General features: G+C 67.7%; 26 protein-coding genes. 9 read left to right on the plus strand and 17 right to left on the minus strand.

Annotated features, from left to right (window positions below):
* Positions 1–3 precede the first annotated feature (3 nt).
* Positions 4–1,209: a cytochrome P450 gene (locus tag R2707_05260; GenBank protein MEZ5244487.1), complete on the minus strand. Its 1,206-nt coding sequence runs from the start codon at positions 1,207–1,209 to the stop codon at positions 4–6.
* Positions 1,210–1,240: 31 nt separating this feature from the next.
* Between R2707_05260 and R2707_05265 the strand changes: the two genes are divergently transcribed.
* Entirely contained in the window at positions 1,241–2,140 is a 900-nt protein-coding gene (locus tag R2707_05265; GenBank protein MEZ5244488.1) for a CobW family GTP-binding protein, read from the plus strand.
* Between the two features lie 81 nt (positions 2,141–2,221).
* On the opposite strand, the gene R2707_05270 is transcribed toward R2707_05265, so the two are convergent.
* Positions 2,222–2,692 carry an NUDIX domain-containing protein gene (locus R2707_05270; protein MEZ5244489.1) on the minus strand — a complete coding sequence of 157 codons (471 nt, stop codon included), beginning with the start codon at positions 2,690–2,692 and terminating at the stop codon, positions 2,222–2,224.
* 90 nt (positions 2,693–2,782) lie between these two features.
* On the opposite strand from R2707_05270, the gene R2707_05275 reads away from it, so the two are divergent.
* Genes R2707_05275 through R2707_05285 form a run of 3 tightly spaced genes read left to right on the plus strand, consistent with a single transcriptional unit; the run spans position 2,783 to position 4,962 of the window.
* Positions 2,783–3,859, plus strand: coding sequence for an acyltransferase (locus tag R2707_05275; GenBank protein ID MEZ5244490.1), 1,077 nt, complete (start codon positions 2,783–2,785; stop codon positions 3,857–3,859).
* Positions 3,860–3,898: 39 nt separating this feature from the next.
* The gene (locus R2707_05280; protein ID MEZ5244491.1) at positions 3,899–4,105 is read left to right on the plus strand and encodes a hypothetical protein; all 207 of its coding nucleotides are present in this window, start codon (positions 3,899–3,901) and stop codon (positions 4,103–4,105) included.
* The gene (locus R2707_05285; protein ID MEZ5244492.1) at positions 4,102–4,962 is read left to right on the plus strand and encodes an alpha/beta hydrolase; all 861 of its coding nucleotides are present in this window, start codon (positions 4,102–4,104) and stop codon (positions 4,960–4,962) included. Before R2707_05280 ends, R2707_05285 begins: the two co-directional genes overlap by 4 nt.
* On the opposite strand, the gene R2707_05290 is transcribed toward R2707_05285, so the two are convergent.
* Positions 4,955–5,977, minus strand: a complete 1,023-nt coding sequence (locus tag R2707_05290; protein MEZ5244493.1) for a pirin family protein — start codon at positions 5,975–5,977, stop codon at positions 4,955–4,957. The two genes, R2707_05285 and R2707_05290, sit on opposite strands and share 8 nt — an antisense overlap.
* A gap of 98 nt (positions 5,978–6,075) precedes the next feature.
* On the opposite strand from R2707_05290, the gene R2707_05295 reads away from it, so the two are divergent.
* Complete coding sequence (locus R2707_05295) at positions 6,076–7,692, plus strand: AMP-binding protein (GenBank protein MEZ5244494.1); 1,617 nt, start codon at positions 6,076–6,078, stop codon at positions 7,690–7,692.
* Positions 7,693–7,713: 21 nt separating this feature from the next.
* Here R2707_05295 and R2707_05300 read toward each other — a convergent pair whose 3' ends face one another.
* Positions 7,714–8,445 (minus strand): alpha/beta hydrolase, encoded by a 732-nt coding sequence (locus R2707_05300; protein MEZ5244495.1) that lies wholly within the window; start codon positions 8,443–8,445, stop codon positions 7,714–7,716.
* A 29-nt stretch (positions 8,446–8,474) separates the two neighbouring features.
* Positions 8,475–9,704 (minus strand): serine hydrolase, encoded by a 1,230-nt coding sequence (locus R2707_05305; protein ID MEZ5244496.1) that lies wholly within the window; start codon positions 9,702–9,704, stop codon positions 8,475–8,477.
* 19 nt (positions 9,705–9,723) lie between these two features.
* Here R2707_05305 and R2707_05310 point away from each other — a divergent pair, with 19 nt between their 5' ends.
* Positions 9,724–10,605, plus strand: coding sequence for a crotonase/enoyl-CoA hydratase family protein (locus R2707_05310; protein MEZ5244497.1), 882 nt, complete (start codon positions 9,724–9,726; stop codon positions 10,603–10,605).
* A gap of 12 nt (positions 10,606–10,617) precedes the next feature.
* Positions 10,618–10,953, plus strand: coding sequence for a nitroreductase family deazaflavin-dependent oxidoreductase (locus R2707_05315; protein MEZ5244498.1), 336 nt, complete (start codon positions 10,618–10,620; stop codon positions 10,951–10,953).
* Between the two features lie 8 nt (positions 10,954–10,961).
* On the opposite strand, the gene R2707_05320 is transcribed toward R2707_05315, so the two are convergent.
* A complete protein-coding gene (locus R2707_05320; GenBank protein ID MEZ5244499.1) occupies positions 10,962–11,267 on the minus strand; it encodes a DUF971 domain-containing protein in 306 nt (101 codons plus the stop codon).
* A gap of 31 nt (positions 11,268–11,298) precedes the next feature.
* Positions 11,299–12,048 carry a hypothetical protein gene (locus R2707_05325; GenBank protein MEZ5244500.1) on the minus strand — a complete coding sequence of 250 codons (750 nt, stop codon included), beginning with the start codon at positions 12,046–12,048 and terminating at the stop codon, positions 11,299–11,301.
* A gap of 148 nt (positions 12,049–12,196) precedes the next feature.
* On the opposite strand from R2707_05325, the gene ugpC reads away from it, so the two are divergent.
* Positions 12,197–13,405 (plus strand): sn-glycerol-3-phosphate ABC transporter ATP-binding protein UgpC, encoded by a 1,209-nt coding sequence (ugpC, locus tag R2707_05330; protein ID MEZ5244501.1) that lies wholly within the window; start codon positions 12,197–12,199, stop codon positions 13,403–13,405.
* 79 nt (positions 13,406–13,484) lie between these two features.
* Here ugpC and R2707_05335 read toward each other — a convergent pair whose 3' ends face one another.
* Positions 13,485–13,796, minus strand: coding sequence for an ABC transporter permease subunit (locus R2707_05335; GenBank protein ID MEZ5244502.1), 312 nt, complete (start codon positions 13,794–13,796; stop codon positions 13,485–13,487).
* A gap of 17 nt (positions 13,797–13,813) precedes the next feature.
* On the opposite strand from R2707_05335, the gene R2707_05340 reads away from it, so the two are divergent.
* Positions 13,814–14,137 (plus strand): hypothetical protein, encoded by a 324-nt coding sequence (locus tag R2707_05340; protein ID MEZ5244503.1) that lies wholly within the window; start codon positions 13,814–13,816, stop codon positions 14,135–14,137.
* 319 nt (positions 14,138–14,456) lie between these two features.
* Here R2707_05340 and R2707_05345 read toward each other — a convergent pair whose 3' ends face one another.
* The 9 genes from R2707_05345 to R2707_05385 all read right to left on the minus strand — a co-directional run bounded on the left by R2707_05345 (position 14,457) and on the right by R2707_05385 (position 21,069).
* On the minus strand, positions 14,457–14,774 hold the full coding sequence (locus R2707_05345; GenBank protein ID MEZ5244504.1) for an ABC transporter permease subunit: 318 nt from the start codon (positions 14,772–14,774) through the stop codon (positions 14,457–14,459).
* Positions 14,775–14,797: 23 nt separating this feature from the next.
* Positions 14,798–15,379, minus strand: coding sequence for a hypothetical protein (locus tag R2707_05350; GenBank protein MEZ5244505.1), 582 nt, complete (start codon positions 15,377–15,379; stop codon positions 14,798–14,800).
* 21 nt (positions 15,380–15,400) lie between these two features.
* Positions 15,401–15,814 carry a hypothetical protein gene (locus R2707_05355; GenBank protein MEZ5244506.1) on the minus strand — a complete coding sequence of 138 codons (414 nt, stop codon included), beginning with the start codon at positions 15,812–15,814 and terminating at the stop codon, positions 15,401–15,403.
* A gap of 247 nt (positions 15,815–16,061) precedes the next feature.
* Positions 16,062–16,556, minus strand: a complete 495-nt coding sequence (locus tag R2707_05360) for a hypothetical protein (GenBank protein MEZ5244507.1) — start codon at positions 16,554–16,556, stop codon at positions 16,062–16,064.
* Entirely contained in the window at positions 16,553–17,359 is an 807-nt protein-coding gene (locus tag R2707_05365; protein MEZ5244508.1) for a hypothetical protein, read from the minus strand. Before R2707_05365 ends, R2707_05360 begins: the two co-directional genes overlap by 4 nt.
* A gap of 170 nt (positions 17,360–17,529) precedes the next feature.
* Positions 17,530–18,462, minus strand: a complete 933-nt coding sequence (locus tag R2707_05370) for a LacI family DNA-binding transcriptional regulator (GenBank protein MEZ5244509.1) — start codon at positions 18,460–18,462, stop codon at positions 17,530–17,532.
* A 115-nt stretch (positions 18,463–18,577) separates the two neighbouring features.
* Complete coding sequence (locus tag R2707_05375) at positions 18,578–18,814, minus strand: hypothetical protein (protein ID MEZ5244510.1); 237 nt, start codon at positions 18,812–18,814, stop codon at positions 18,578–18,580.
* A gap of 765 nt (positions 18,815–19,579) precedes the next feature.
* The gene (locus R2707_05380; protein ID MEZ5244511.1) at positions 19,580–20,179 is read right to left on the minus strand and encodes an alpha-amylase family glycosyl hydrolase; all 600 of its coding nucleotides are present in this window, start codon (positions 20,177–20,179) and stop codon (positions 19,580–19,582) included.
* 113 nt (positions 20,180–20,292) lie between these two features.
* The gene (locus tag R2707_05385) at positions 20,293–21,069 is read right to left on the minus strand and encodes a hypothetical protein (protein ID MEZ5244512.1); all 777 of its coding nucleotides are present in this window, start codon (positions 21,067–21,069) and stop codon (positions 20,293–20,295) included.
* Positions 21,070–21,100: the final 31 nt, after the last annotated feature.

Genomic DNA, 21,100 nt, shown 5'->3' on the forward strand with positions numbered 1-21,100 from the left:
TACTCAGCCTAGGTCGACAGCCAATTCGTCGAGGCCTCGCAGATTCATCCGACCGTTCCACACCGGATCGCCGATCACTCGGGCGCTCGGGAACCGACGGAGGAATCCACCGATCGCCACCTGCCCCTCGAGCTTCGCCAGCGACGCGCCGAGGCAGTAGTGGATCCCGCTGCCGAACGACACGTGCTGCCCCGCGTCGGCCCGGCGAATGTCGAGCTCGTCGGCCGAATCACCGAACTTCTCGGGATCACGGTTGGCCGAAGCCAGCCAGGTCTGGATGAAGCTCCGCGCCGGAATCTCGACGCCTCGCAGCTCGAAGTCGGTGACCGCGATACGCCGGGAGAACTGCACCGGGGAGATGTAGCGGAGCAGCTCGTCGACTGCGCCGGCATCGAGCGACGCGTCGGCCCGCAACTCCTCGCACTGCTCGGGGTTTCGCAGCAGCTTCCAGATGCCGGTGCCGATGAGATTCACGGTTGTCTCGTGTCCGGCCACGAACAGGAGCGAGACCTGGTCTCGCAGTTCCTTCGCGGTGAGTCGATCACCGTCCTCCTCGGCCTCGATCAGGGCCGTGAGCAGGTCGTCGGCCGGGTTCGCCCGCTTCCACTCGATGACCGCGTCGAGGTGTTGGTTGAGCGCGGAGTTGGCGGCGAAGGCCGCCGACAGCTCGTCTTCGCTCAGGATCGGATCGAGCGTCTTCACGATCGCGCCCGACCAGTCGCGGATCTGGTCCTTGTCCGCTTCGGGCATTCCCAGCATCTCGGAGATCACGTCGAACGGGAGCGGAAAGGCCAGCCGATCGATGACGTCGGTGATGCCCTCGGCGGCCATCGTCTCGAGTGCGCGGTCGACCATCTCCTCGACGCGCGGGCGCAACGCCTCGATGGTCCGTGGAGTGAACGCCTTGCTCACGAGTCGGCGAAGCCTCGTGTGATCGGGCGGATCCATGCCGAGGATCGACTCGAACTCCTCGAACTCCGCCAGCCCCTCGCGCAGATCACCTCTGGACATCTCCCCGAAGTCGGCGTTGGCGTCGTCGACGCTCAGCGACGGGTCGCGCAGCACGGTGAAGACGTCGTCGTAGCGGAACAGCGAGAAGCCGCCGATGACCAGTGGATGCACCGGGTCCGCGGCACGCATCTCGGCCAGATGTGGCCACGGGTCCTCGGCGAATCCGTCGTGGAACGGGTTGAAGATGGGGCCGGTCATGGTCCGACGCTAGCCGGGTAGCGTCAGCCGCATGGATGAGGTCATTGCCCCTTGGGACGGTCGCCGGGTGCCGGTGACCCTGCTGGGCGGCTACCTCGGATCCGGCAAGACGACGATCATCAATGCCGTCCTCGCCAGGACCGATCGCCCCATCGCCGTTCTCGTGAACGACGTCGGCGCCGTCAACATCGACGCGTCGCTCGTGCGGCGACGCCACGGTGACACGATCGAACTGACCGACGGTTGTGTCTGCTGCAGCCTCGCCGGAGGGCTCGCCGCGGCGTTCGACAGCCTCCGAGCCCGCCCCGAACCTCCCGACCATGTCATCGTCGAACTGAGCGGAGTGGCCGACCCGGCGAGGGTGGCCCCGTGGGCCGGCAGCGACGGCTTCCGCCTCGATGGCATCGTCGTGCTGATCGACAGCGAGCAGTTCGTGGAACGACTCGACGACCCGACCACCGGGCCATCGGTCCGCCAACAGATCGAGGCTGCGGATCTCTTCGTCCTCTCGAAGCTCGACCTCGCCTCCGCCGATCGACGACAGGAGACCGAACGCCGCCTGAGCGACCTCGCGCCGACGGTGCCGATCCTCGACGCCGCAGACGCGATCGCCACCGCATCGTTCCTCGATCTCGCGACCCGCCGACCGGGAGGTGTGGCCACCACTCCCCCGCCCGAGCTGTTCGACGCCCACGACGTCCACCTCCTCCCGGTTCCGCACCCGATCGACCGGACCGATTTCGAGGGCATCGTCGCGTCGCTGCCGGCATCGACACTGCGCGCCAAGGGCATCGCCGTCACCCCCGACGGGACACGCCTGCTCGCCCAGGTCGTGGGTCGCCGCCGCACGGTGACCGAACTCCCCGATGCCGAGGCTCAGCCACCCACCGATCTGGTCGTGATCACCCCTCGAGGGGCTCCGGCTCCGTGAGGTCCTCGAACCAGGGATCGACCGGCGGACCGTCAGCGCTCCGCACGAGCGCCCGGCCGGCCCGGCGACGCCGCTCCGCAGTCACGGTGCGACCTCGGCCTCGAGACGATCGAGGAAGGGCAGCATCCCCTTCACCAGCTTCTGTCGAGCGTCGTCGAGCCTCATCCACGCCGCCCGATCGACCTCCGGGAACACCTCGGTGCGGCCGGACTTCGGCGGCCACTCCATCTCGAAGGTGTTGCTGACGACCTGCGACGCGTCGAAGTCGGCCTGACGGGCGAACACATGGTTCGTCTTCCGGCCCGCCCGGCAGGGACCCAGATCCGTGGTGGGACCGTCGGCCGGCGCCGAACCCATCTCCTCGGCGAACTCCCGCAGAGCGACTGCGAGAAGGTCGTGGTCGTCATCCTCTCGGAGTCCTTTGGGAATCGTCCACGCGTGGTCGTCCTTCGTCGACCAGAACGGCCCACCCATGTGCGCGAGCAGCACCTGCAGATCGCCGTCGACCCGGCGATACAGGAGAAGTCCGACGCTCAGGAGCGGTGTGCCCATCGGTCCTCACCGTAGGTCGTGGCGACGTGGCGGGAGCGCGAGACCCGCCCGCGCTTCATTTCCCGCCGTCCGGCTGCCGATAGAGGTTCCGTGACCTCCACCGCGCGTCGCGCCACCTCCGCTCCGCACTCCGGTGCCGACTGGCAGCCGATGGGCTTCGTGCCAGGGCTCGACGGCATCCGGGCGATCGCCGTCATCGTCGTGGTCGCCTATCACGGCGGCTGGTTCGGGCTCCACGGAGGGTTCGTGGGCGTCGATGTCTTCTTCACGCTCAGCGGATTCCTGATCACTCGCCTCCTGCTCGACGAGCACCATCGTCGCGGCGGTGTGTCGATGAAGAACTTCTACATCCGGCGCGGCCTTCGTCTCCTCCCGGCTCTGTTCGCCCTCGTCGCCGGCGTGTGGCTCGCCGCCGCGCTGCTCGACGTGCCCCGTATCGAGGACCGGCTCGGGGAGCGGAGCCTCTGGGCGCTGTCGTACGTCGCCAACTGGCGCGACGTGGTGACGGGAACCCACGGCGGACCGTTCAGCCACCTTTGGTCGCTCAGCGTGGAGGAGCAGTTCTACGTGGTGTGGCCGGTCATCGTCGTGGTGATGCTCCACCGCCATGGTGTCGACGCCGTTCGTCGGCTCGCCGGAGGACTTACCGTCGGCCTCGCCCTCATGACGGTGTGGCGGCACTGGAGCGGCGCATCCGGATTCGACATCTACTTCGCCACGCACTCCCACGGCGGCATCCTCCTGCTGCTCGGGGCGTGGCTGGGATGCTCCGTCGACCTGGTGGCGAGAGTCGGACGTGACCTCGGCCGCCGCCTGACGATGCTCGGGGTGACCGGCATCCTCGTGATCTCGTTCGTCCCCGACCGATTCGGCGACCTCCACGCCGGATTCGGCTATCTGCCCATCGCCGCAGCCTCGGTAGCGGTCATCGTGGGCGCGGTGGCCGACGACCGCCACTCGCCGCTGACCTGGGCTCCTTTGTGCCGGATCGGCAAGTCCTCCTACGCGATCTACCTGTGGCACATCCCGATGTTCGCGATCTCCGCGGCGATCGTCCCCGACGTGGATTCCCGGATCCGCATCGTCATCGGCACCGCGATCGCGGTCGCGATCTCCCACTGGCTCGTCGAACGACCCGCTCTCAAGCTGAAGCACCGCTGGGCGTGATTCCGCGGTCGGACGAGCGGGCTGCGAGAGACTGCACCGATGGGATCCCTGCTCGTCGGCGATGCGATCTTCTCCTTCCTCGCCGAGGGCCGGATACCGCCATGGCTTGTCGAGTCGCACGATCGGAATCGTGTGGTCGCCGACGCCTGCGGGCCTGAAGGCGGGCGCTTCTGCGCATCGAGGATCGACCCCCGCCCTGTCGTCGAGACGCGTCGTACCGACGGCGCCGTGCGGGTCGTGCGATGAATCGGCGGATCGTCGTTCTGGCGGTCCTCCTCCTCGTCGCCATCGGTGTGTGGTGGTCGCTCCAGGAACCCGAACGGGTCGAACGCACTCCCGCCGAGGTGGGCGCGAGCGTGCAACGAGACATCGCGTACGGCCCCCACGAACGCAACCGCCTCGACGTCTACACGCCCGATCTCCCGGGCCCCTTTCCGACCATCATCTGGCTCCACCCGGGCGGCTGGACCTCGGGCGACAAGGCCCGGTCGATGCCCGTGTGGGACTGGACGGAGCGGGGCTACGCGGTGGTGGCGGTCGATTACCGCTACGCGATCGCGCCCGACACCGTCGCCGACTCCGTCGACGATGCGCTCGCCGCCGTCGGCTTCGTCATCGACCATCACGCCGACTGGAACCTCGACTCCGACCGCATCGGTGTCTACGGCTTCTCCGCCGGCGGTCATCTGGCGGCCATGGTCGGCCATGCCGACCTCGCCGTCGCCGCGATCGCGATCGCCGGCGCCCCCACCGACTTCGACCCACTCCTCGACCCCGGTGTGACCTTCTTCGACGGCAAGCGCGGACCCGCCGTCGTCGATGCCGCCCGGGCGCTGCTGGGCTGCACGGCATCACCGGGCACCTGCGACCGCCTCGCCACCGAGTCGAGCCCCGCCCAGCTCTCTCCAGGATCGGCCGACCTGTTGATCGTGCACGGCGACCGCGACCCCATCGTCGACATCGACCAGGCATACCGCCTCCACGACCATCTGGTCGCCGAGGGAGCGGCACCCCTCCTCGTGATCGTCGAGGGCGGCAGTCACGAGCCCCACGTCACCGAGGGTGGCATCGACGTGTTCTTCGACGAGCGGCTGCTCAGCTGACGTCTTCGCGGCGCCCGTCGGCGTGGATCGCGAAGCGGTCGGCATCGGTGCCGTGATCCGGCGACGGTGACGGCCACGGCCAGCCACCGAACTGTGTCGCCTGGTAGTCGGCGTAGGCCTCGCGGATCTCGTCGTCGGTGTTCATCACGAACGGTCCGTAGCGGGCCACGGGCTCGGCGATCGGCGTGCCCTGGAGGAGCATGCAGTCGATGCCGTCCGGCCCGGCCACGATCGGGAGGTCGCGATCGGCGCGAATGTGGGCGCCGGTTCCCGCCGGGAGCGGTTCGCCGCCGTCGATGCGGATCGTCGAGCCCTCGAACGCGTAGAGCACCCGCTGCGTCTGCTCCCCGAGCGCCCGGGGAAGGGTCCACGCGGCCTCCGGTTCGAGCCCCAGGTGCCAGATCGCCACGTCGGCCTCGGCCTTGGATGCCCAGGAGTCGGGCGGTGGGGTGGGCCCGGACTGCTCACCGATCCGACCGGCGATGATCGTGATCTCCGTGGTCCGCCCATGTTCGTCCGTCGCGAGGTGGCGGGGCGTGCGATGGTCCCAGAGCATGGTGAAGTAGGGGTCGACCATCTTGTCGGCGGCGGGCAGGTTGATCCAGATCTGGAACAGCTCGAGCGGATTCGGCGCATCGGTCCGCACGAGCGGGAACATCTCGGCGTGTTGCACGCCGGCGCCGGCGGTCATCCACTGGGTGTCGCCCCGGCCGAAACGGGCGGTCGCACCCAACGAATCGGCATGATCGACCAATCCCTGGCGGACATAGGTGACCGTCTCGAACCCGCGATGGGGGTGCTGCGGAAAGCCGGGCACGTCGGAGCCGTGGTACATGCTCCAGCCGTCGGTGCCCGAGAAGTCCTGACCGATCGACCGACCGCCCAGCGACGCGTCGGGGCCGAGCGCGCCATCACCACGTGGGTACATGTCGTGGTGGTGGGCGACGAACAGGAACGGATCGATCGTGGGCCACTGGGGACCGAGCGGAAAGGTCTGGAGCACGGCGTCGGACACGTCCCCAGGGTAGAGCGGCCGCATCCGCCACCCTCGGCACCACCTCGGCGGCAGGGTCACGGCGGAGCGGCCGACCGCCGGCACGTAGAGTCCGTGGCATGGAGATGCACTTCGCCACGATCTGGGAATCGATTTCGGACCGGATCGGTGACCGGCCCGCCATCACGCACGGGTCCGACACCCGCACGTGGGCCGACTACGACGACCGGGCCGCTCGAATCGCCGCGGCCTATGTCGCGGCCGGCCTCGGACGGGACTCCAAGGTCGGCCTCTTCCTCTACAACTCCAACGAGTACATGGAGGCCCAGTACGCAGCGATGAAGATGCGGGGCGTCCCGATCAACATCAACTATCGCTACATCGACGAGGAACTCCGGTACCTCCTCGAGAACTCCGATGCCGAAGCCCTCGTCTTTCATTCGTCGCTCGGCGATCGGGTCGCCAACGTGATCGATCGGCTTCCCAAGTTGAAACTCGTCATCGAGGTCGACGACGGCGGGGCCGGTCAGGTCGCCACCGCCCGCCGCTACGAGGAGATCGTCGCGTCCCACGATCCACTCCCTCGGGTCGAGCGCGCCGAGGACGACACCTACATGCTCTACACCGGTGGCACCACGGGCATGCCCAAGGGGGTCATGTACGCGATCGGTGGCCTCACCGCCGGCCTCGCCTCCGCCGCGTTCCCGCTGCTCGGGCTGCCGGCGCCGACGAGCGCCCATGATGTCGCCGACGCGGCCGCGGGCACCGATGGATCGCTCGTGTCGGTACCGTGCGCGCCGCTGATGCACGGCACCGGTCTCTGGCTCGGCTGCTTCATCCCCCACCTCCTCGGGTCCCACGTGGTCACGTTGACCAACCGGAGCCTCGATCCCCACGAGGTCCTCGACACGGTCGAGCGCCATCGTGCGAGCTCGGTGACGATCGTCGGCGACAGTTTCGCCAAGCCGCTCCTCGGCGCGATCGACGAGGGTCGTCCCGACGGATCCCCGTACGATCTCTCCTCGATCGCGATCATGCAGTCATCGGGGGTCATGTGGACCTCCGAAGTGAAGCAACAGCTCATCGAACGCATGGAGCAGGTCATGCTCGTCGACGCCATGGGTTCGACCGAGGGTTCGATGGGCACCCAGATCACGATGAAGGGGTTGGCGCCCGAGACCGGCACGTTCACCCAGTCACCGACCACGAAGGTGTTCACCGACGACGACCGGCTGGTCGAGCCGGGCTCCGGCGAGGTCGGCATGGTGGCGGCCGGCGGCAACGTGCCGTTCGGCTACTACAAGGACGAGGAGAAGTCGGCCAGGACGTTCCGGGTCATCGACGGGGTTCGCTACTCCTTCCCCGGCGACCTCGCGATGGTCGCAGCCGATGGGACGCTGATCCTGCTCGGCCGTGGCAGCCAGGTGATCAACTCCGGTGGCGAGAAGATCTTCCCCGAGGAGGTCGAAGAGGCCGTCAAACGGGTCGACGGCGTCGTCGACTGCCTCGTGGTCGGTGTCGACGACGACAAGTTCGGTCAGGCAGTCAGCGCGGTGGTGAGCACCACCCCCGGGGCGACGGTCGACGAGGCCACGATCATCGCGTCGGTGAAGGGCGAGCTCGCCGGCTACAAGGCACCGAAATCCGTCGTCTTCGTCGACGAGGTTCCCCGGGCCCCCAACGGCAAGGCCGACTACACCCGCGCCCGTCACTACGCCGTCGACGCGCAGGGCTAGCAGGAGCGGCCGGCGGGGCGCTCAGAGCCCGGCCCAGAATTCGCGGATCAGCGCCGCAGCGTCCTGCGCGCCCGTGGTCATCCACCAGTGGCCGTGCTCGGGAAGCACTGCCGACCGCGCGCCGGTGCGGGCTGCGAATGCGGCGGCGGAGCCGGGCGAGCGGAACGGATCGAGCATGGCCTCGATCGCGAGGATCGGGATGCTGATCTGGTCGATGCCGGGGCCCCATTGCGGGCCGATCTCGGTCGCCGAGCGGTAGAGCGCGAGGATCGCGTCGGCCATCACGGCGTCGACCTCAGGGCTCAGCCGCGCCGCGGTCGACGGCTCGATGCCGAGACCGCCGAGGAGCTCGGCCCGTTCGCCGTCGGACATACCGAGGATCGTGTCCATGAACGCCTCGCCCTCTCCGGGCGTCTGCCAGGTACGGGCGGTGTCGTGCCACTCGAAATCGGCGTCGAGGTTTCCCATGTCGGTGACCCACGAGCGCACCAGCGAGGGATGCTGCGCGGTCACGCGCGTCGCCAGCAGCGCACCCCAGTCGTGGCTGACCAGGTCGATCGGACCGTCGATGGCCGCGAGCTCGTCGCTCAGCCAATCGGCGTAGCCGTCCATCGTCGGCTCGAATCCGGCGGGCAACGCGCATCCGAACCCCGGCAGGCGGAGGAGGATCGCATCGGGCTCCGAGAGCGCGTCGATCAGCGGACCCCAGATCACCGGGGTCTCGGGTACACCATGGACGAACACGATGGGCATGCGCGGACCGTACCAGCCCGTCGATGCAGTCAGCCGAGGACTGCGTCCTCCACCGGGGCGAAGAGCTGCTCGGCCAGTCCCTGGCCGAGGATCGATGTCGCCTCGATCACCAGGTAGGCGCCGTAGCCATCCTCGAGATCGAGCCACGGGACCGTCCCGAACGCGCCGGCATCGGAGATGCGTCCGGACTCGCGGTCCACCCACCAGCCCATCCCGTACCCCGGATTGTCGATGGCCGCGTCGCCCGCATAGGCCTCGGCGACCCGGTCGCTGTGCATCCGGTCCAGTGCATCGGGGCTCAGCACCTGCGTGTCACCGCACATTCCGTCGCGCAGGTGCAGCAACAACAACCCGGCGTAGTCGCCGGTGGTCGTGTAGGCACCGCCTTCCATGTTGGGGTTGTCGACCGGAGCGAGCGTGGTCGGGTCGCCGTCGAACGCCGTCGGGTACGAGAACCCCGCAACCCCCAACTGCAGGAAGGGGTTGTTGTAGGCGAGCGTCCGGAGGCCGCACGGCTGGACGAAGATCTCGTCGACCAGCTCGTCCCACGACATGCCCGAGGCGGCCTCGGCGACGGCGCCGGCGACCTGCCACTGGGCCCCGCCATAGCGGAACTCGGTGTCGGGAGGGATGACATCGGCATCGTCGTCGGGTGTCGTGAAGATCGACTCGCCGCACGCCTGGAGCGTGGTGGTCGGCGAGAACTGGCACAGGTACGGCACATACCCGGTGTTGAGCAGGCCGACCAGGCCGGAACTGTTCGAGATCAGTTGGGCCGGTGTGATGTCGGGGTTCCCGCTCCCCCACTCGACGGCATCCGCCACCGGGGCATCGATGTCGAGCACACCCTGATCATCGAGATGGAGGAGGACGCCGGCGGTGATCATCTTCGTCGACGACGCGATCAACGAGATCCGGTCGGCGCTGAACTCTCCCCAGTAGTCCTCGTGGACGACACCGTCTTCGCGGTCGACGACGATCAGCCCCGCACCGTTGAGCCCGTGCTCGTCGATGTACGCCTCGACGATCGGCGAGATCGCCGAGAAGTCGCGCTCGGCGGGCGGCGACTCATCGCCGACATCGGGTGCCGCGGTCTCCGTCGGCACGGTCTCGGCGGGCACGGTCTCAGCGGGCACGGTCTCAGCGGGCACGGTCTCAGCAGGCAGTGCATCGGATCCGCCGTCGTCGGCGCATCCGGAGGACGCGAGCACCGCAAGCCCGATGACGCAGGTGAGGAGTGATTTCAGAGTCGAGCCCATCCGCGCGACGCTAGCTCCGATGACTTCTGCTCCCTTGCCCACCTACGAGACCCTGTTGTACGAGATCGAGAACCGGGTGCTCACGATCACACTCAATCGCCCGGATCGCCTCAACGCGTTCAACCCGCAGATGGCGAAGGACCTCCTCGACGCGCTCGACCACGCCGACGCCGACGATGACGTTCGTGCGATCATCTTCACCGGCGCCGGCCGCGCCTACTGCGCCGGTGCCGACCTGAGCAGCGGTGGCGACACCTTCGATCACACGGCGCAGGGCGCCTCGGGCGCGTCGGATCGCGTCCATCGCGACACCGGCGGACTCGTGAGCCTGCGCATCTACGACTGCCTCAAGCCCACCATCGCCGCCATCAACGGCCCGGCCGTGGGTGTCGGCATCACGTCGACGCTGCCGATGGACATCCGCATCGCCAGCGACAACGCCCGCTTCGGTTTCGTCTTCGCCCGCCGCGGCATCGTCCCCGAGGCCTGTTCGTCGTGGTTCCTTCCTCGTGTGGTGGGGATCAGCCGTGCCGCCGAGTGGTGTTACACCGGTGAGGTGTTCGATGCAGCCGAGGCGCTCGACGGTGGCCTCGTCCGGTCGGTCGTGCCCGCCGACGACCTGCTGCCGACTGCTCGCGCCCTCGCCGAGAAGATCGCCGACAACACGAGCGCGGTCTCCGTGTCGCTCACCCGGCACATGTTGTGGCGGCTGCTCGGCGCGGACCACCCGATGGAGGCCCACAAGCTCGACAGCCGCGGTGTGCAGTACATGGGGAGCACGGCCGATGCCCGCGAGGGCGTCGAGTCGTTCCTCGAGAAGCGCGAGCCCGACTACCGACTGTCGCCCACGACCGACATGCCCGACTACTTCCCCTGGTGGGTGGACCCCGAGTTCAGCTGATTGACTGACCCCGTGACCGGCAACCCGCAGCAGGAGATCTTCCGACGACTCAATCGGGTCGTGAAACCGCTCGTGAAGGCCGGTCTGGGTTCGCCCCTCCCGATCGGTCTGGGCGCGGTGGTCCTCGAGAGCACCGGCCGGGTCAGCGGTCTGCCTCGCGAGGTACCGGTGCTGGGATTCCGCGTCGGCGATCGGGTTGTCGTGTCGACCGTGCGCGGCAATTCACAATGGGTCAAGAACCTCGAGGCCGACGATCAGGCCGCCGTCTGGTTCGGCGGCAAGCGCCACGAGGCGACGGCCACGGTACGGCGGGGTCCGCTCAACGTGGTCAGCCTCGAGCGTCGCTGACCACGACGTCAGGCCTGTTCCGACCAGCGCCGCAGCGCCTCGAACGGGTAGATGCCGGTGGAATGGCCGTCGCTCCAGGTGATGTTGAGGCCCCATGCGCCGTGCAGGCGTGCATCGGCGATCCGCAACGGCGACATCGGCGACGGCGACCAGACCGGTTGTTCTCGATCTCGTAGGGCACGACAGGTGGCGCACGGGCACGCGAGGCGGAGTTGCTCCAGTCCGAAGGTCGCCACATGTCCGTCGGCGAACGACGCCGTGACGCTTGCTTCCCTCTCGACGACCAGATCGACGAGTTCATCCCGCGGCTCCATTCCCCCACCCTCCCACGGTTGACCGCGTCCGCTAGGGCAGATGTCGCCCCCACTCGTTCGGCACCACCTCGTGGAACGGCGCGGCCAACAGCGGACGCGCCCCATGCTCGTGCCAACGCGCCTGAAGCGGCGCTCGCAGACGTTCGGCGACCGCGACCGGATCGTCGTCGAGGAACAGATACGTGAGCTGGAGTCCCCGATGATCCGTGTCGAAGGGCGCCGGACCCTCGCGCCCGTCGAGCCACCACGCACCGGTGACGCCCGGGGTGTCGACCAACGTCACCGGCGAACTCCCGCCCTCCTCGATGAGCAGGTAGGCGCCGGTGGTCGGTCGCCACGGCACCACGTCGGCTCCGACGACGACCCTGGGCGCCGCGACCATGCCGGCCCGTTGGAAGACGCCGAGCTCGACGCTCGGGAGCCGGAGCGGCATCCGACCGCCCAGCCGCAGCGCGGCGCCGAGCGCCGCGAACGGAGCGAGCGCGGCATCGTCGGCGAAGAAGTAGCTCATGACGTGGTCGACGGCCGTGAAGCGAGGGTCGTCGGCCGCTCGGGCGGCTCGGCATGCGGGTGTCGACACCAGCCGTTGGGCGTGACGGAGCCCGGCCACGCGGTACTGCTCGGGCCGGTGATCGAGCGAGTGCCACTCGATGTAGTCGGCGTCCCGGCCGTCGGCGGCGCGTGCGGACAACGAGACGAAGACCGTGCTCACGTCGGTCGTCCCCGTGGCGAGGACCTCCGGGAGATCGTCGGACGGCTTCCCCGAGAACACCATCGCCATCAGCAGTTCCCCTCTCGACCCACCCATGCTGGCACGACCCGGTGGTACGACCATGCCGGCCGCGAGGCCGACGGATCGGTCTTGATGGAATCTTGCCCCGAACAGAAGTACTGTAAGCGGTTGCATCGCCGCACACCTGGGGGGACACGTGGCCGAAGTCAAGCTCGAGGGCATCGAGAAGAGCTATCCGAACGGGTTCAAGGCCGTCACCGACCTCAACCTCGACATCGCCGAGGGCGAGTTCCTCGTGATGGTCGGTCCATCGGGCTGCGGCAAGTCGACGACCCTGCGCATGATCGCCGGCCTCGAGGAGATCAGCGGCGGCAAGCTCTACATCGGCGGCGAGGTGGTCAACGACCTCGATCCGCGCGATCGCGACATCGCGATGGTCTTCCAGAACTACGCCCTCTACCCGCACATGACGGTCGGCGAGAACATCGGGTTCTCCCTGAAGCTCGCTCGACGACCCAAGGCCGAGATCGTGGAGCGCGTCAACGAAGCGGCCCGAGTACTCGAGCTCGGTGAGCTCCTCGACCGCAAGCCGGGCGAACTGTCGGGCGGCCAGCGCCAGCGGGTCGCGATGGGTCGGGCGATCGTTCGTCGTCCGAAGGTGTTCCTGCTCGACGAGCCGTTGTCGAATCTCGACGCCAAGCTGCGCGTCCAGATGCGAGCCGAGATCACGGACCTCCAGGAGAAGGTCGGGGTCACCACGTTCTACGTGACCCACGACCAGGTCGAGGCGATGACGATGGCCGACCGGGTCGCCGTGATCAACCGCGGCATCCTCCAGCAGGTCGCGCCACCCCAGACGCTCTACGACGATCCCGACAATCTCTTCGTGGCCGCCTTCATCGGATCGCCGTCGATGAACCTCATGGAGGGAACGCTCACCCGCGCCGGCGACGATTTCTCCGTCAGCGTCGGGTCACAGACGCTCACCGTTCCCCGGTCTGTGCTCGACAGCCGCCCTGCGCTCGAGCGCTACCTCGACCGACCGTTGGTGGTCGGCATCCGCCCGAAGGAGCTCGAGGACGCGAGCATCGTGCCGGACCATCCGGCCGATCGCCGGCTCCGGTCCACGATCGAGAACGTGGAAGCTCTCGGCTTCGAACGCATCGTGCACTTCGGCATCGATGCCGTCCCGGTCGTGTCGGAGGATGCGCTCGATCTTCCCGAAGACGTCGCCGGCACGACACTGGGCGGCTTCGACGACGTCCGTCGCGAACACCCGTCTCGGATCGCGGCCCGTTTCGATGCGCACAGCACTGCGGCCAAGGGCCAAACCGTGGAGATCGCGGTCCGCACGGATCGCCTCCACTACTTCGACACCGAGTCGGGCCTCGCCATCCGGTCCTGAGAACGGCCCCGGTCTCTCAGCCCTTGACCGACCCCGCCAGCGGGCCTCACGCCGTGCTTCTGCAGGGCGAAGAACACGATCAGCGGCAACAACATGACGATGAAGGCGGCGGGGAACAGGGCTGGAACCCGTCGCCGAACTGACCGACCATGTTGACCAGGGTGACCGTCAGCGGTTCGTTGTCGTTGAGGAACACCGAGGCCACCAGGAAGTCGTTCCACGTCCAGAGGAACTGGAACACTGCGAACGCCGCCAGGGCCGGCTTCGACAGCGGAAACGCGAGACGCCAGAAGATCGTGAAGTGGTTGGCGCCGTCGATCCGTGCGGCTTCGAAGATGTCCTTCGGCAGCTGGCTCATGTAGTTGTGCAGCAAGAAGATCGCCAGCGGCAACCCCGGGCACGATGTGGGTGAGCCACACCGCAGCGGCGGTGTTGCGAAGGCCCAACTCGGGGAACAGCACGAAGGTCTGGCCGCCGAGCGTGATGTGGGCGCCGTTGTTGAACAGCTGGAGCAGCGGGATGAAGGTCATCTGGTTCGGCAGCGCCAGCATCGAGACCGTGGCGATGAAGAGCCAGTTGCGGCCCTTGAAATCGATCCACGCGAATCCGTACGCCGCGAAGGCGGCGATCGCGATCGGGATGACCGTCGCCGGTATCACGATGGCCAGCGAGTTGACGAACGACTCCGGTATCGACGCGACGCCGGAGCGCTCGTCGAACACGTCGACATAATTCTGGACCGTGAAATCGCCCCAGTTGGCCGGGTTCAGCGCCGTCCACCACCCGCTCGTGTTGATCGCCTCGACCTTGCGGAACGACGAGACGAACAGGCCGAATGTCGGGATCGTCCAGACGATACGATCATCCACAGGATCCAGCTCGGCAGGCCGCCGAGGGTGAACTTCACCCGTTCGCCGACAGGCTGCGACAGCTTGGCGAGCGCCTCGTGCTCGGGTGTGCTCAGGCGGGCGGCGTCGTGGTGGCCATCAGGAGATCTCCTGTTGCGTCCGACGGATGTTGTAGATCATCACCGGGAGGGTGAGGACGAAGATCAGCACGGCGAACACTGGAGAGCGAAGTTCGCGTCTAGAAGCTGGTTGAACATGGCGTTGGCCAACACGTCGGTGTTGTTGTTGCCGTTAGTCGTCGCCTTCACGAGGTCGAAGACCTTCATGACGATGATGATCAGGGTGGTGAGCACCACGAGGATCGTCGAGGTGATCTGGGGCACGATGATCCGCCAGAACGCCTGCACCTCGTTGGCGCCATCGACCCGGGCCGCTTCGAGCAGATCGTCGGGCACCGCCTTGATGCCTTGAACAGCACGACGAGGGCCGAAACCGGTCTGGATCCAGATCATGATGATCATGATGAAGATGTTGTTCCAGGGGATCAGCGACGCGTTGATGAAGAAGCCGCGGGGCTCGAACCCGAGGCCCTGGAGGATGGCTTGAAGAGGCCGATCTGATCGTCGCCGGGGCGGGCCGTGTAGACGTAGTCCCAGATCACGGCCGCACCGACCATCGAGATCGCCATGGGCATGAAGATCATGGTCTTGGCCCACTTCTCGGTGGGCGAACGATCGGCCAGCATGGCCAGGAGGAGGCCGAGCACGGTCGACAGACCCGCCACCGTGACCACCCACCAGAGGTTGTTCCAGATGAGGGCCTGCAGCGTCGACAGCGCCGCGAACAACATCAGGATCACGCCGACGACGATCACGAGCGACGACGAGGGGGAACTCCAGTCGAGTTCGGCCATCTGGTCGTCGGCGGTCGACGGACGGAGGCGGAGGTAGACCAACCCGACGAGAAGGAGCGCGGCCACGATGACGATCACGCTGAGCGTGATCCGGCTCGACACCAGAACGGTGAGCCAGTCGTAGATCGTCGACCGGTTGGGCTCGCGCACCACACCCTCGACGAAACCGACGACCGCGAGCACTTTGATGCGCGACCCCGGTGATGCGCGCATCAGGACGGTGGCGTTGCGGGCCTACGTGCCGTGGAAGCGCTGGGTGCTCGCCGCGGCGAGTACGGCGAAGACGATGGCGAAGAGGCCGACGATGAAGAGTCGGCTGGGTGAAGATGTTGCCGAACCCCTCGACGCGTTCCAGAGATCGTCATCGGTGAAGATGGTCTCGTACTGGTCGAGGCTGAAGCTACCGTCGCCCCGCTTGCCCTCGCGGAACGACACATTGATCGTGCGGATCGAGGCGCCACGAGCCCGAAGAAGACGAACAGCACGGCGGGACCGACGAAACCGGCCGAGTAGACGGCCCTCCATCGAGTCCTGGATGCCAGATCGGGCTCGAACAGCCGGCGTGGGAATGGCAGCCGCAGTGAGGGCGACGACGCCGATGACGATGCCGATGATGCCACTGGGCAACCATCCGTTGTGCTGCAGCACGGCGCCGACGATCACGCCGAAGGCGCCACGGGCTCGTTACCGTGGGCACCGACCAGCGGGGGTCAGGCCTGATCGACGAGCAGGTTGTAGCCGATGAACAGGCCGGCCGCCAGGTCCGCCCACGACGCTGGCCACCATGAGTAGCAGCTGCTCCACGATCCCCTCACGGTCCCCGACCGTTGTTACTTCGGCCGTGCTGCGGGTAGCGGACCAGAGCCTGCACCCGCGGCACCACTCCTCCACCGGGTCAGCTGTCGGCGCGACCCGGTCTTCCTCGATGTTGTCGAGCATCTCGGTGAGCGTCTGCGCACCCGAGACGTAGTCGATCGCTCACGCCAGAAGGGCGCCGGAACCGATCTCGCCCGGCACATCGGTCGCCGCCGTCGTAGCGGGCCACGTCGGCCCCGACGAAGGAGTTCGACGGCTTCTCGAGCTCGTTGGTGTAGAGGCTGGTGTCGTGCGTGGTGTTGGCCGACAGGTAGCCGCTGCCCTGCGCGACGATGCGGGCGTTGGCGGCCTCGGCGGTGGCAGGCTGTCGACGACGGCGTGCGACGCCGGGGTGTCGGTGTAGAGAGCCACGGCGTGGGTACCGGCCGTCAGCTACCGCGTTACCGAACTCGTCGGTGATGAGCGGCAGCTTGAAGGCGTTGTGGGTGCCCTCGGCGCCGACCACGCCACCGTTCTCGGTGATGGGAGCGCCGTAGAAGCTGGCCTGCTGCACCATCGCGCACTCGCCGCTCACCAGCAGGATCGCCGCATCACGGAAGGAAGTTGGTGGTCGAGATCTGGTCGGTGCCGCCGAACGGCGCCGTCACGGAACCAGATGTCGTCGATCAGCTCGGCGGCGGCGGTGATCTCCAGGCCGTTGAACGGGATCTCGTGGGCGACCCACTGGTCGTAGACGTCGGGACCGGCCTGACGCAGGACGACGTTCTCCATCCAGTCGGTGTAGACCCAGCCGGTGGCCTGCGATTCCATGGCGACGCACACAGCGGGGCGATGCCGTCGGCGATCATCTGGTCGATGAGGGCATCGAAGGCGTCCCAGGTCTCGGGGATCTCGTAGCCGCCGTTCTCGAAGACCTCGATGTTGTACCAGACGAGGCCCTTCACGTCGCCCTTGATGGGCAGGCCGCGAACGGTGCCGTCGAGGCGGCGCGATCTCGAACCAGTTGGCGTCGTACTCGTCCGCCAGAGCGGTCGAGGCCTGCTGGCACACCGATCGCGTCGCCGTCTTCGCAGAACACCTGGGTGCGGCCGGGCTGCGGGACGACCACGACGTCGGGCGGATCGCGCCGGCCTCGAGGTTGAGCTCGGTCGTCGCGTCACGAGTCGAGTTGAAGTTGATCTCGACGCCGGTGGCGTCGACGAGCGGCTGGAGGCTGGCGAGGAAGCCGTCGGCTTCACTGGCGGTCTCCGGGGTCAGGATGTTGACGGTCTGACCCGACAGGTCGAGCGCCATGATGTCGCCGGCGTCGGCGCCAGCAGACCGGCCCGCTACCGCTGTCGCCGCTGTCGCCAGCGTCGCCGCCGTCGTCGCTGTCATCGCCACAGGCCGCCGCGAGCAGTCCGAAGACTGCGAGCAGGGTGATGGACTGAGCCATCGAGATCTACGCATGGCTGTTCCTCCAGGAATTCCGTAGGTCGCACAGCCGACTGCCGCGTCTTAGCGCTTACAACGCTCCGTACGACATTAGGCAGTGTGTCGGCGATGAGTCAACGACCGCGTATCTGAATGCGGCGCCGCTGTCGTTCAGCGAGGGCGTCCGCGACTGGGTCACGCACCATCAGCTCGACCGGCAGGTCGACAGCCGGCTCCGCGGGCTCGTCGCCGGCGATCAGCCGGAGGAGCAGTTCCGCGGCGGTCGCCCCGAGCAACGCGACCGGCTGCCGCATCGTCGACAGGCCGACACTCTCGGCGATGTCGTCGTCGTCGAACCCGACGATGCAGAGATCACCCGGCACGTCCATCCCCCGCCGGCGGGCCTCGTCGAGCGCACCGAGACCGCGGTCGTGCAGAACACCGCGGTCGGGGGATCGTCGAGTTCGAGAAGCTTCGACAGACCCGCTGCGCCGCCGGCGACCACGAATCCGCCGTTGAAGACCAGCGCCGGATCGGCCGGAAGACCGGCCTCGACGAGCGCCGAAGCCCAGCCCTGCCGTCGACGTTCGGGCACCGGCGACGAGCGTGTTGTGCTGGACACCACCGATCAGGCCGATGCGGGTGTGTCCGAGATCGAGAAGATGACGCGTGGCCGCGGCTGCCGCCGTCTGGTTGTCGACGCTGACCGAGGGCCAGCGACCGAGATCCTCACCAACCGACACTGCGGGCACCCCAAGGGCGGCAAGTCGGTCCAGCTGATCGCCGCCGGCGTAGAGATCGATCAGGAGCGCGCCGTCGATCCGACGTCCGAACGACCGCGCCCGCCCCAGGAACAGCTCCAGCGCGTCGACATCTCGCACCGAGGTCACCAGGAGGTCGTAGCCCTCCCGGGAGAAGACGCTCTCTGCGCCGACCACGACCTGATCCGCATACCAGAGACCGAAGAGCGGGGCGACGAGACCGATCGTCATCGTCTTGCCGGTTGCGAGCCCGGAGGCGTGCGGATCCACTTCGTAGTCGAGCGCGAGGGCCGCCGCCTGCCGCACTTGCGCGTCGCGGGAGCAACGTTGGGCAGATCTTGCAGGGCCCGCGAGACCGTCGCGACCGAGACGTTCGATGCGGCGGCCACGTCCTCGATCGTGGGTCGGCTGCGGTACGGACTCACGGTGCCACGAGGTAGACGGAGGTCTCCGGTCCCACGGTCACCGCACCGGTCCCCACCTCGACGGCGCCCGGTGACGAGGAGAAGACGAGGTCATGGGATCGGTCGAGATCGATGGTCAACGATTCGCCACCGAGGTTGGCGATGACCGTGACGCTCCCTCGGCGCCCCACCACCGCGTCGTCGCGGTCGACTTCTGCCCATTCGGCGGGGCTCGATGGAATCGAGGTGAGCACGGCGCACGGCGATCAACTCACGGTAGGCGTACAGCGACGAGCCCTCCGTTTCTCGCTGGTGCACCACCGAGTCCTCGGGCGGCCGCTCCGCGGCCGGCAGCCACGGCGTGCCCGTGGTGAAGCCGTTGTTCGGTCCGTCTGTCCAGGGCATACCGCCGCGCGACCCGTCGCGACCCACTTCGTTTCCCTCGTTGCGGGTGAAGATCCGGGTCGGCAGTCACTCGCCGAGCGGCATCCGAGAGGCCGAGTTCCTCACCCTGGTAGAGGAACGGCACCCGCCGGCGCGAACTGGAGCGTGGTGACGGCTTGGGAAGTGAGCGGCGACAGCCCATATTCCCCCGCCGTACCGGGTCACACTTCGCGAGGTGTCGTGGCTGTTCATCGTCCATGACACGCCGGTGGGGTCAGCATCGTGCATCGCCCGCAGCATGGCGATGAGCGCCGCCGGCTGCCAGTCGGCCCAGGCCGGCTTCAGGAAGAAGACGGTGTGGGCGCGCCCATAGCGGTGCCAGCGGGCAGGCGTTCCGGCGAGCGGACGTTGACCTCACCCACGAGCATCGCGTCGTAGGGAAGCGGTGACGTCACGCCACCGACGGAAGATCTCACCGTTGGAGGCCTGGTCGAGATCGTGATCGTGATCGAACGATTCGAAGATCGCCGTGGGTCCGGCGTCGGGCGACCGGATGCGGCTGGGGGTTGTCCCGCAGGGCCGGGTCCTTGCGCAGGGAATGGGCGACATCGATGCGGAAACCGTCGGCCCCTCGTTCACACCAGAAGCGCAGGATGTCGTCGAACGCCCTCCACCACTGCGGGATTGGCCCAGTGAGATCGGGCTGCTCGGGAAGGAAGAGGTGGCAGTAGTACTGCCCGGAAGCCTCGTCGAGCACGACCGCACCGGCCCTCGAAATAAGCTGGCCCAGTTGTTGGGGAGTCCGCCATCGAGGCGCCGGATCGCCAGACATACCGGTCGCGATGTGCACTGTCGGGGCCGCTGACTGCATCGACGAACCAGGGGTGCGACGAACTCGTGTGGTTCGGCACGAGATCGACCAGAACCCGCAGCCCCAGCTCGTGGGCCCGGGCCACGACCCTCTCGAAATCGGCGACCGTGCCGTGGGTGGGGTCGACGTTGCGATAGTCGCTGATGTCGTAGCCGTGGTCGAACCCGGGCGAGGGCATGAACGGAGTGATCCAGACGATGTCGGCACCCAGCCACGCGATGTGATCGAGGTGTGCCTCGATCCCGGCAAGATCACCGATGCCGTCGCCGTTGCTGTCGGCGAATGACCGAATGTAGATCTCGTACCCGACTGCCCCGTCCCACCACACGGAGTCCGCCCCGTAGCTGTTCGAACCCTCTGACACGCAGATCCCCTCGATGAAAGCGCTTGCAGGTGGACAATAACCGCGGTCGACCATCACACCGTGATCGCGGCTCGCGCCGCTCGACGGGGGCACGAGACCGACGGGGTCGTCGGCTACTCGCCGGTCGGCGAGACGTCCGGATCGAGCCAGTCCTCGAGGCTCGCCTCGTCCCAGCCGGGCGGACCGTAGACGGTGCCCGGCAGCGGCGTCATGACGTGGGTGTCACCCCCGGTGACGTAGCCCGCCGAGATCCGGTCCCAGGCGACGAGACGCTCGTCGGCGACACCGCTGTCGTCGAGCCCGAGCGCCGTGTCGCGGGCGGCCTGCAGCGCCACCCACGCCTCGACCGACGTGGCCCAGATCATCACGACCTCGTGGGCGTTGTTGGTGACCTGCCAGAGCCCGGTCGCATCCACACCGTGCTCGGCCAGCAGCGGGCGTCGCTCGTCGACGACCGCGGCGAGGAACTCGAGCTGGGATCCCGGCCGGACGGTGAGCACCTCGTTGACGAAGAGCGTTCCCGTGATGCCCCGTTCGGCGATCTCCGCCGTCGCCGGCGAGCCCGGCACGCCGGCGCACACCCGGTCGAAGCCACCGGTTCGCCACGCGGCGGCCTCGTCCCACCAGTCGCCGTAGAACGCTCGCCGCCGCTTGAGGTTGAGCCGGTCGAGATTGCGGCCCCACCCGTGCCAGCCGTCGTCGCCGCAGTCCCAGATGTTGACGACCTGGGGCCAACGGCCACCGCCGAAACCGAGCACGTAGAACGAACCCTGCAGCGAGGTCATGTCCGGCATCCGCAGTACCGGATCCTGCCAAAGGTGTTCCATGTAGTCGTACTGGCCCTGACCGACGATGTCGATGGTCTCGTGGACGAAGACAGGGCGGGGCATCGCTTTCGAGGCTAGCGGCCGACCCGGACTA

It is taken from the genome of Acidimicrobiales bacterium (assembly GCA_041394245.1).
In the GTDB taxonomy this organism is placed as follows: Bacteria; Actinomycetota; Acidimicrobiia; order Acidimicrobiales; family Aldehydirespiratoraceae; genus JAJRXC01.